Consider the following 10,596-nt stretch of genomic DNA (forward strand, 5'->3'; position numbering starts at 1 on the left):
CATCCAGCCGGCAAGAGGCATTATTATCTCACTGGGCAGGGGAATGCAGGCGCTCTCTATAGCCATCATGACGACAACACCCGGCCAACCTATCAGGTTGTAGGTATTGCTGACGAAATCCAAAACTGCTTGTTCTATAGATAACATTGATCGGGTTGAAAATTAAACAATCACAAATTAATTATTAAAATGATTACAAGTTTAATTGATGACTCGACTTCGCTTTTCAGTATACATCCTGGCAATCAGCTATATGTTTCTAAAATATTAACTTTTTGACGATTTTAACTCGCGCAGTGATTTCGCTTTGGCGGCAATATGTTCCGCAGAGAGCTCGAACTCTTTTACCAGTTCCCACGGCGAGCCAGACTCGCCGAAGCGGTCCTGTACTCCAATCATTCCCATAATAACCGGCGTGCCGTAAACTTCTGCGGAGCGCCCGATGGCAGCGGCAACCAAATTCCCCAGGCCACCGATTTGGTGCTCTTCGGCAGTGATGACCACGCTACAATCTTTGGCCGCTCTGGCAATGGCTGTCTCATCAAGCGGCTTCACGGTGTGTACGTTGAGCACTCTCGTTTCCAGATTATACTCTGTTTTCAGAATCCAGGCCGCCCTCATTGCCTCCGCTACTGAGGGCCCACAGGCTATAATGGCAATGTCCTCGTTTTCATTCTCATACTCGGAAGCCAGATAATGTTCAAACGCATCTATAAACTTTTCTTGTACCTGCCGGAAACGGATAACGTTGGCCTCTCCCCACTTATAAGGAGTGCTATCGTAGGTTACTATAGGGGTTGCCTCACGCGCAAATCTGATGTATTTCGGACCGACAACGTTAAACAGCATGTATTCGGTTGCCCTCTTGGTCTCCACGGCATCGCACGGAACCCCAACATGCATATTGGGCAAACCGCACATCTGAAACAGTTCTTCCAGCGCCTGGTGGGTGGCACCATCAGCCCCAACCGAGACACCTCCATGAGCTCCGGCAATCATTACATTGAAATTGCCATAACAGACGGTGGTTCTCAACTGGTCAAGATTCCTCCCCGAGGCAAAGACGCCATACGTCCCAAAGATGGGCAATTTGCCCTCCTTAGCCAGTCCGGCAGCCACACATGTCCCCGACTGCTCTGCGATGCCCATGGAAAGCCAGCGCTCGGTACGGTGAGGGTGGTCCTTGTAGAACTGGCTGATGGTTATAGAGTCGGAGATATCAGCTCCCAGGCAGACCACCCTGGGGTCGTCGCCGTGTTCGGCGAGAGCGTTGCCGAATCCCATTCGAGTGGGCACCATTTCAGCTTTCATAGTCTCTCTGGAGTTCCAGAAGTAATTCTGCGAAAATTTGGGCTGTTTCGCTTCGAGTTCCCGGGTAATCTTGTCCTGGTAAGCTGCCGCTTTTTTAAGCAGCTTTTCCACGGGGAGCTTTGTATCGAGTCCCAGCTGTTTTAAGGCGTCCCTCGTCTGCTCAATGGTCGGCGCCTTTCCGTGCCAGCCACATACGTCTTCCATAAAGTCAACGCCCTTGCCTTTGGTAGTGTGGGCAATAATGAGGGATGGTTTGCCTTTTGTCTCTTTCGCTTCCTTGAAAGCACCGAGTATCTCTTCCATATTATGACCATCGATTTCAATAACATGCCATCCGAAAGCGCGGTATTTTTCGGCAAGCGGGTCAATGCACATGACATCATCAACACGGCCGTCTATCTGCAGGCGGTTCTTATCAACGATTCCGCAGAGGTTGTCCAGACCATAGTGGCAGGCTTCCATTGCTGCCTCCCAAATCTGACCTTCCTGCTGTTCCCCATCACCCATAAGGCAATATACGCGGTAATCTTTATTATCCAGCCTGGCGGCCAGGGCGTCCCCCACGGAAAGAGATAACCCCTGTCCCAGCGAACCACTGGATGCCTCCACGCCTTCCAGCTTGAGCCAGTGTGGGTGACCCTGGAACGGTGAATGGAGTTTACGAAGAGTAACCACCTCTTCAACATTAAAGAACCCTGCCATACCCAGACTGACGTATAGTATCGGTGCCTTGTGCCCTGCTGACCAGAATATTCTATCGCGGTCCGGCCAGAAGGGGTTTTGGGGGTCCAGCTTTGCCTCATGCAAATAAAGTGCCGCAGAGACATCCATGAGCGATAACGTTCCTCCAGAATGACCTGAACCCGCGGCGCCTAAAGCAATCAGGCTGTAACCTCTCATAGTATTGGCAGCTTCTTCCAGTTCCTTAACGGAGTAAACCTTATCAATTTTTCCTGTCTTTGAATTAATGAGCGGCATAATTTCCTCTCCTTTGCCCCTTAATAATTATAGCACTTGAGTAAAGCGGGATAATTTATCATGAGGACTTCTACATAAAATTAAACGCAGGCTCAACTATTACCAGAAATCCCGGAAATACGATTCGTCAAAATGTGCAATGAGGTAACAAAACAAGCAATTGTTGGATGCTGAACATTCTGTACTTTCATTCAAAGGTGTAATAAGACATGCGATCGTTTCTTATAGTCGATAAAGAAACAGTATTCTACAGATCAGGAAGTTGGTCCAGCTCGTTTTAGCTTCACTTGAATACGAGCTAGGAGTTCCTCCACTGAGAATGGTTTTGTAATATAATCATCTGCCCCGAGCGTCAAAGTATCTACTTTAGTAGTCGCTTCATGTATTCCGCTAAGCATTATTACAGGAATGTTTACATACTGTCGCATATAGTCAAGAACCTCAAATCCATCTAATCCTGGCATTATTATGTCCAGAAGCACTAAACCGATATCAAATTGAGACATTTTTCCCAGGGCTTCCTCACCACTAGATGCTGTAATCACCGTATAACCCGCTGTCTCTAGAACCCGCTGGAGGAAGTCCCGCACCGTCTGTTCGTCATCAACGACAAGAATTCTTCGTTGTTGCTCTGTCAACCCTTTGTCTCCTTCAAAGCTTCTCTCACCATAGAGTACGAGCCGACAAACTTATAGCCTGTCGTACCATCATTGAGTATCATCTTTGGGTTCTTGGGGTCCTCTTCCAGCTTCTCCCTGAGTTTATTGATAAATACGTCGACAATTGTAGTATCATTACTATGCTCTGGGAATACCTGCTTCCTGAGTGCCTGTTTAGAGAGCCCCACCCCCTCATTGGTAACAAGGAGATAAAGCAGTTCATACGCGCTAGGGCCCAACCGTAAGAGACTACCACCAACACTCACATTCTGGTTCGCAAAGTCAATACTAAGCCTCCTGGTGGAAGGTTTCGCAGCAACCTTAACCGTTGCTTCAGTGATGTCCTTACGGCGAATTAAGGATTTCATCCGAGCTACAAGCTCACCAGTTGAGAAAGGCTTAATAATATAGTCGTCAGCCCCCTCTTGTAACCCCCTTAGTTTATTATCCTCGTCCCCCCTTGCGGTGAGGATGACCACCAGCACATCGGAGAAGAAACGAATCTGCCGCAATACTTCAAAACCATCCATATCATCCAGCATGAGATCAAGGATGACAATCTCCGGAAGCTCTTTCCTGACCAACTCTATCCCTTCCTCACCATAAACAGTGGAAATTAAGTTGACCTCAACCCACGTAGTTTTAAGGGTTCGAGCCACTACCTCTATAATAGTAGGGTCGTCCTCAATAATTAAAATTTTCATATTTTCAGCTCTAGCTTACCTTGGTATTACCATTCCTTTCGCTGAGGAATTTACTTTGACACTCTGGACACACACCGTGAGTAAATTCAGCTTTAGTCCGCTCACCGATATACTGTTCTACAGATTTCCAATATCCCTCGTCATCTCTGAGCTTCTTACACCACGCACAAATGGGAAGCAGGCCACTTAGCGTTCGTACTTCCTTTAGCGTCTCTTGAAGCTCTTGGATAAGTTTTATCCGTTTCTCCTCTGCCTGTTTGCGCTCGGTGACATCCCTGAAAACAGAGATTGCTCTGGTTAACTCTCCTTGTTCCTTAATAAAGGTAAAGTTTACAGCGACATCAACTACCCCGCCATCTTTCTTTCTCACTTGAAACTCTAGTTCCAAATCATGCTTATTGTTCTCTATGGCACTGCCCAGTTTTCTACCCATTTCAAGATAATCTTTATTACTCTTGAACAGGAATTCTGTGTTCTGCCCGATGCACTCATCCGGCCTGTAGCCGAAAACAGTCTCCACTGCTCTGTTTACGTACTCAATAGTCCTCTCGGGAAACTTAACATTAAATATTACCTCTTTCAAGGAACTGTTTAATTTTTCCAGGTAATCACGAGTTCTCTTTATTTCTTCTTCCATCCGCTTGCGCTCGGTGATGTCCTGCCGAAGTTCTTCATTGACCGTTTTTAGTTCCGCTGTCCGCTCATTTACCAGCTCCTCAAGATGGTCGCGGTGTTTCCTAACTTCCTCCTGCGCTTGCTCACGCTGGCTAATATTTGTTGTAACACTGGCTAACATCTCATTAAAGGTACCACCTAAATATCCCAACTCGTCCTTCGATGTAACGGTGACTTTTGCCTGCTTGAAGTCGCCAACCGCTGCCAATTTCGCTCCTCGAACCAACTCGTTTATACCCTTTATGATCGTATTCGAGAGAAAGAGGGCGATGAAGATCGAGATGACGATCGCTATCCCGATAATCCACAAAATCCGGCTGAGGCCTTGCTGGTAGCGCTCATCAGTGGTATTCATGACCTCACCTAACTGTCTCTCCTGCAGTTGGAGAAACTCGGTCATATATACATCCACTTCGTCGATGATGGGCCTCAACTCCAGCCGGATGAGCTGACGGCCTTCCTCCTGCTCCCCCGCTCTGGATAAGGCTACCACTCGGTCCCGGATTGGCTCGGCCTGCTGAAAGTTGGCTCCGACCTCTCGGACCAGCTCCTTTCCCCTCCCTGATAGCTGCTCAGCCTCAGATAGTGTCTGAAGGCGCTCGAGTACAATGGCCTTCTGCTCTAGCATGATCTGTTCGTACTCATCCATATTTTCTGGGCTCTCGGCCAGAACGTGATTCAACATGGCACGGTTCCAAGCGATGAGCGCGATATTTGCGTTGGCAATCGTCTTCGCCGGTACGAACTGGTCGGTACTGATCGAATTGAGCTCCTTGTTGATGTCGCCCATCCCCACGATATCACGCCATCCTACGACCGCCATAGCGACCAAGATAAGAACGAAGCCAATCATCAGCTTGGTTCGAATCGATAACCTCATGGTGCTACCTCCTTTGCCTGCTTGAGCGCGGTTTCAGATTTCTCAAGGTCAACTATCCGTCGTTGTAAGATCGCCAGTTCATTTATAAGTTGCTTTTTTGTCTTCTGCTTGGCTTTTATCTTTGTCCCTCTGATATATGCAGTTGTGCCAGCCAATTCTCCGTTCTTTTAGTAATATCTTTTGCCCTCTACTTCTCCAAATCCTTTCCCCGCGATGCCGCCGAATGAAAATCATTCTTAAGCAGTCGCCATACAACGAAGTCTCTGACATAGTGACACCTGTCACATATTATTCACATTATAAGACATGTGTCAAGTGCTGCTTCACTTTATAGAGGTTATAGCTCCAAATATTGCTTGGTCTAAGCAGTCCGTGATTTATAGAAGATGCCAGTTGTCCTTGCAAAAGCCCACGAATTATCAAATGCAGAGTATTATTGCTATACCGGGATTGCAGAACAATCCAAACTGGCCACAGTTGTTGACCTGCTGGACGAAGTCCAAGCTATAAAGTGTTTTAATCCCGATGTCTCCTGTATCTGCAATATGCTTCTCGGTATTGACAAATAGCTGCATTCGACTAAAATGATGCTGTACCTGACGGTAAATAGTATGGAAACAAACTAATATGTTCGTGGTTGGTGATAAGATAGGTGTCAGAAGGGTGAAAGAAGTGCGGGTACTGTCACCTTGTTTATAAGGTGACCAGGGATTAGTATTTATTCAAAGAGACGGAGAGCAATGATGGCTACGCAAGACCACGAACAATACGTTAACTATCTGAAATCAATTATCAACAGCTTGGAGGATGAACTTCTGATAGTTGATAGAAATTATCGCATAATAGATGCTAACGACACGTTACTTTTAAGACGTAGAAAGAGCAGACAAGAAGTAGTAGGGCAATATTGCTACAAAATTTCTCATGGCCAATCTAAACCCTGCCGCTCTCCCTACCATGAATGTCCGGTTAAGTTGGTGTGGGCAACAGGTAAACCGACCCAGGTAACCCACATACATTCTTATGATACTGGAGGTAAAAAGCAAAAACGGTATCTTGATATTATTGCTTCTCCTATCATCGATAATCAAGGTAACACCGCTGCAGTTATTGAACTGATGCGTGATGTAACCGAGGCAAAAAAGATGGAGTTGAAAATAGCTAAACTGCATAAAGAGTTGCAGGAAAAAGATGAGATTCGTGGTGAGTTATTACGTCAGATTTTTTCCATCCAGGAAGAAGAAAGAAAAAGAATCGCCCGTGAACTGCACGACGAGACTTCCCAGACCCTGGCCGGTTTTGCGGCTAACCTTGAAGCGATAGCGCGTATGTTGCCAGACAATGTGGAAAGGGCAAAGGCTGAGTTGGGAAAAGTACAGGCTCTGTCTATTGACATACTCGATGAGATGCACAAGTTGATCTACGAGCTTCGTCCCTCCCTGCTGGACGACCTGGGACTTGTGGCTGCGGCACGATGGTTGGCGGAGAATAATTTAGGTGAAGCTGCAATTGCGGTAAATTTCAATGTTACGGGACGGCAGAGAAGGATGTCCTCTCAGCTGGAGGCGACTCTATTTAGGGTTATTCAGGAAGCAATCAACAACATCATAAAACATGCCCGTGCTAAAAATGTCATCATAAGCCTGGATTTCAAAAAGTATGCTATTAGAGTTCGTATACAGGATGATGGTAGAGGCTTTGACGTTCAGGAGGCCATAAGCGCCAAAGACAGACCCCGAGGATTGGGGCTACTGGGCATGAAGGAGAGAGTGGAACTCATTAACGGTAAACTGACCATCCGGTCACATCCTGGAGGCAATGGTACTGAAATCAATATTGAAATTCCTTATTCCTCAATAATGCCTCCACCAATAACAACGTCATCATCGTAAAAGACTACTGCTTGTCCCGGAGTGATTGCCATTTGTGGCTCCTCAAACCTCACATGGACTTTGTCCTTATCCAACGGAGTCAGTACTGCCGCTGCCTCTTTACTGAAATATCTTATCTTGGCTTTTACCCTGGTAGGTTTATCCAGCCCATCTACTGCTATCCAGTTTAACTCGGATGCAATTAGTTCGTCGCTGAATAATTCCTCTCGTTTACCTACCTGTATTGCATTTCTCTCGGGATAAATGGCCGTAACATACACTGCCTCATCGCTTGATATTCCAAGTCCCCTCCGTTGTCCGATTGTGTAATACGGGATCCCTTTATGCTGTCCTAAAATATTTCCCTTTCCATCTAATATCGGTCCTGGCTGTACCGCTGCTTTAAAGAGCGAATAATATCCACCGGAAATGAAATTCTGACTCTCTGGCTTATCATGTACATCGAGGCCGAGCTCAGAAGCTAGTTCCCTAACTTTATCTTTAGAGAAGTTCCCCAGGGGCAGAAGCAGACGGCCAAGCTGTTGTTTTGATACTAAAGACAAAAAATATGACTGGTCCTTGGTCTGGTCTTTTGCCTTTTTTAAAAGGCAGATTCGCCGACTTTCGTCGCATTCAATACGGGCATAATGACCGGTGGCGAAAAAATCAGACTCAATTCCCGCATCGCGGGCTTTCTCGATTAGCGCCCCTAATTTAATGATGCGGTTACACCTGATACATGGATTGGGCGTCCTGCCTGATAGGTATTCCTGTTGGACATAATCAAGGACCTCGGCCTTATAAACCTCCCTGAGGTCAAAAATATATAAAGGGATTCCTATTTTCTGAGCAACTTTTTGAGCATCCTCTACGTCCTCTTTCTCTCCTGGTCCATAGCACCCATGGTGCCGGCCTTCTATACCACATGCTTCACCTGACCATATTTCCATGGTCACTCCCGTTACATCGTATCCTTCACTCTTAAGAACAGCAGCGGCAACAGATGAATCCACACCACCACTCATCGCTGCCAAAACTTTTGTTTTCATTTCTACCTTACACGTCGTTATTCGTGATAATTCATTCATCTTTTTTCAGGTTACCCTATGGAAGATGGCCAACGCATTAAGAGAAGTATCGCGCTCGTCCCTTATTTTACAACTAATTATGCTGAATGATAATATGATTCATACATTCACGCTTGGAGAACGCCCGCAAGTTCAATAACAATAGGCGAGGTAATTATGAGCTTATATAAATCTCTTCAACAAAGAGAAGCAACAAATAAGCCTATAAGGATTGGTGTTATCGGTGCTGGTACCTTTGGTTCGATGTTCCTGGCACAAGCGAGGCGAACCCCCGGGATGAAATTGGTTGGCATCGCAGACCTTGACCTGGCAAAGGCAACGCAGACCTGCCAGGAAATCGGATGGGCCAGAGAAGCCATCGGTTACGAAAACTCAGCAGGCGCCATCAATGATAGTGCCAGCAAGGGAAAAATAGTATTGACCGATAACGCGGAGCAGCTAATCAAAGCAGACCTGGACGTTATTGTCGAAAGCACTGGAATTGCTGAGGCAGGAACGTACCATGCCTGGACAGCCATAGAGCACGGTAAGCATATAGTCATGGTAAATATTGAGGCAGATGCGCTATTGGGGCAGGTGCTCAATAGAAGAGCCCGGGAAAAAGGGCTGGTTTACTCTATGGCCTACGGCGACCAACCCGCGATAATTGACGAAATGATAGATTGGGCTCGTACCATAGGTGTCGAGGTAGTTTGTGCCGGCAAAGGAACTCGTTACCAACCCGAATACCATTATTCAACTCCCGACACCGTCTGGAGCTATTTCGGCTTTTCCGAGGAACAGCTTTCCACCGTTAAATTCAACGCCAAGATGTATAATTCATTTCTGGATGGCACCAAACCAGCCATTGAAATGTGTACGCTGGCCAATGCCTCCGGGTTAGTGCCGCAGAAAAATGGCTTGAAATTTCCCCCGGTAGGAGTCCAGAATCTAGCCAATGTGCTGAAGCCGGTGAATGATGGTGGCATTCTGGAACATAGCGGAACCGTGGAAGTTGTGGCCAGCGAACAAAGAGATGGGAGCCCCGTCAAAGACCATCTGCGTTGGGGAGTCTATGTTGTGTTCCAGGTAACGACGGACCATATGCGTCGATTTTTGGCTATGCACGATTTTGTTAAAGATACTTCCGGTGAGTATGCAGCCGCTTTCAGGCCCTATCACCTTATCGGGCTAGAACTGGGCATAAGCGTGGCCAAGGTGGCACTTCGTGGTGAAGAAACCGGCTCCGCGTATTTCTTCGCAGCTGATGTCGCCTCCGTAGCCAAGAAGGATTTGAAAAAGGGCGATGTCCTGGATGGCGAAGGTGGATACACGGTATATGGTCGTTTGGTTAGAGCAGACGATAGTATAACTGGAAGCTATCTGCCAATGGGGTTAAGCCGCAGCGCGAAACTACTGCGGCCAGTGCGCAAAGATTCAATTTTGACTTACCAAGATGTAGAATTGGATAAGAGTCAGTTATCTTATAAGATACGCAAAATATTGGAAGACGATTTCAAGCCGACCATAAATAAATAAAAAGAATACGCTATCAGTGGATATCGGTTTGACGTAGCATCTCTCAAAATTTTCCATTGCTGGCTCGGCATTCAAAAAGATATCCTTTGGATTATAATGTGTTAACTATGCATGGAGGATATTAACTATGAGGCTGAAGGAAAAGGTTGCGGTGATTACGGGAGGTGGCTCAGGTATCGGACTGGCCATTACCCAGGCTTTTAGCTCCGAGGGTGCGATTGTAGTCATTGCGGCGCGGACTGCACCCAAGCTTATGGAGATTGCCGATAGCATCAATTCACACGGAGGCAGAGCCAAGGCCATACCTACTGATATCAGCGACGAGAACCAGGTCAGGCAAATGGTGGCTCAGACACTGGCCGAATACGGGCAGATAGATATCTTGGTCAATAATGCCGGCATGGCCGGCCCTACCGCCAGGATAGTCGATATGGAACTGGACAAATGGAACGAGGTATTGGCCGTGAACGTGACTGGTTCGATGCTCTGCTCCAGGGAAGTATTGAAGGACATGATTTCACGAAAGAGCGGCAATATTATAAATATAAGCTCTGTAGGGGGGATGTCTGGTTTCCCGATGAGAAGCCCGTATTGCGTATCCAAGATGGGCGTTATTGCTTTTACCGAAACCATGGCCATCGAGGTGGGAGAGCACAATATCCGCGTGAACTGCATCAGTCCCGCGGCAGTCAGGGGAGACCGTATCCTCAACGCAGCCAAAGCCAAGGCCGAAACACTAGGGGTCGACCGCGAGGAAGTACTGGCACGGTTAATCAAGGACTTCTCGCTCAAGAGGCTTATTGAGCCTGCAGAAGTTGCGGCGGCGGCTGTTTTCCTGGCTTCCGATGAATCAAGCGCGATAACGGGCCATACGCTGGTGGTAAGCTGCGGCCTGCATATTTCGCATTACTA

At 47.0% G+C, this 10,596-nt stretch carries 8 protein-coding genes; 3 read left to right on the top strand and 5 right to left on the bottom strand.

The features are described from left to right. Window positions 1–267 precede the first annotated feature (267 nt). From KKD83_06210 to KKD83_06225, 4 genes are all read right to left on the bottom strand, one after another. Complete coding sequence (locus KKD83_06210; protein ID MBU2535740.1) at window positions 268–2,289, bottom strand: transketolase; 2,022 nt, start codon at window positions 2,287–2,289, stop codon at window positions 268–270. 254 nt (window positions 2,290–2,543) lie between these two features. Continuing rightward, window positions 2,544–2,927 (bottom strand): response regulator, encoded by a 384-nt coding sequence (locus tag KKD83_06215; protein MBU2535741.1) that lies wholly within the window; start codon window positions 2,925–2,927, stop codon window positions 2,544–2,546. Continuing rightward, on the bottom strand, window positions 2,924–3,652 hold the full coding sequence (locus tag KKD83_06220; GenBank protein MBU2535742.1) for a response regulator transcription factor: 729 nt from the start codon (window positions 3,650–3,652) through the stop codon (window positions 2,924–2,926). The genes KKD83_06215 and KKD83_06220 overlap by 4 nt, the downstream gene beginning before the upstream one ends. Window positions 3,653–3,662: 10 nt before the next feature. Then, on the bottom strand, window positions 3,663–5,207 hold the full coding sequence (locus KKD83_06225) for an MCP four helix bundle domain-containing protein (protein ID MBU2535743.1): 1,545 nt from the start codon (window positions 5,205–5,207) through the stop codon (window positions 3,663–3,665). Between the two features lie 740 nt (window positions 5,208–5,947). Here KKD83_06225 and KKD83_06230 point away from each other — a divergent pair. Continuing rightward, the gene (locus tag KKD83_06230; GenBank protein MBU2535744.1) at window positions 5,948–7,099 is read left to right on the top strand and encodes a PAS domain-containing protein; all 1,152 of its coding nucleotides are present in this window, start codon (window positions 5,948–5,950) and stop codon (window positions 7,097–7,099) included. Here the strand turns inward: KKD83_06230 and mnmA are convergent. Continuing rightward, window positions 7,054–8,127, bottom strand: coding sequence for a tRNA 2-thiouridine(34) synthase MnmA (gene mnmA, locus KKD83_06235; protein ID MBU2535745.1), 1,074 nt, complete (start codon window positions 8,125–8,127; stop codon window positions 7,054–7,056). The two genes, KKD83_06230 and mnmA, sit on opposite strands and share 46 nt — an antisense overlap. A 195-nt stretch (window positions 8,128–8,322) precedes the next feature. Here mnmA and KKD83_06240 point away from each other — a divergent pair, with 195 nt between their 5' ends. Both KKD83_06240 and KKD83_06245 read left to right on the top strand, forming a co-directional pair. Continuing rightward, entirely contained in the window at window positions 8,323–9,684 is a 1,362-nt protein-coding gene (locus tag KKD83_06240; GenBank protein MBU2535746.1) for a Gfo/Idh/MocA family oxidoreductase, read from the top strand. A 127-nt stretch (window positions 9,685–9,811) separates the two neighbouring features. Continuing rightward, window positions 9,812–10,596, top strand: a 785-nt coding sequence (locus KKD83_06245; protein MBU2535747.1) for an SDR family oxidoreductase, incomplete at its 3' end; no start/stop codon positions are given.

It is taken from the genome of Chloroflexota bacterium, from assembly GCA_018829775.1.
Taxonomy (GTDB): Bacteria; Chloroflexota; Dehalococcoidia; order Dehalococcoidales; family RBG-16-60-22; genus E44-bin89.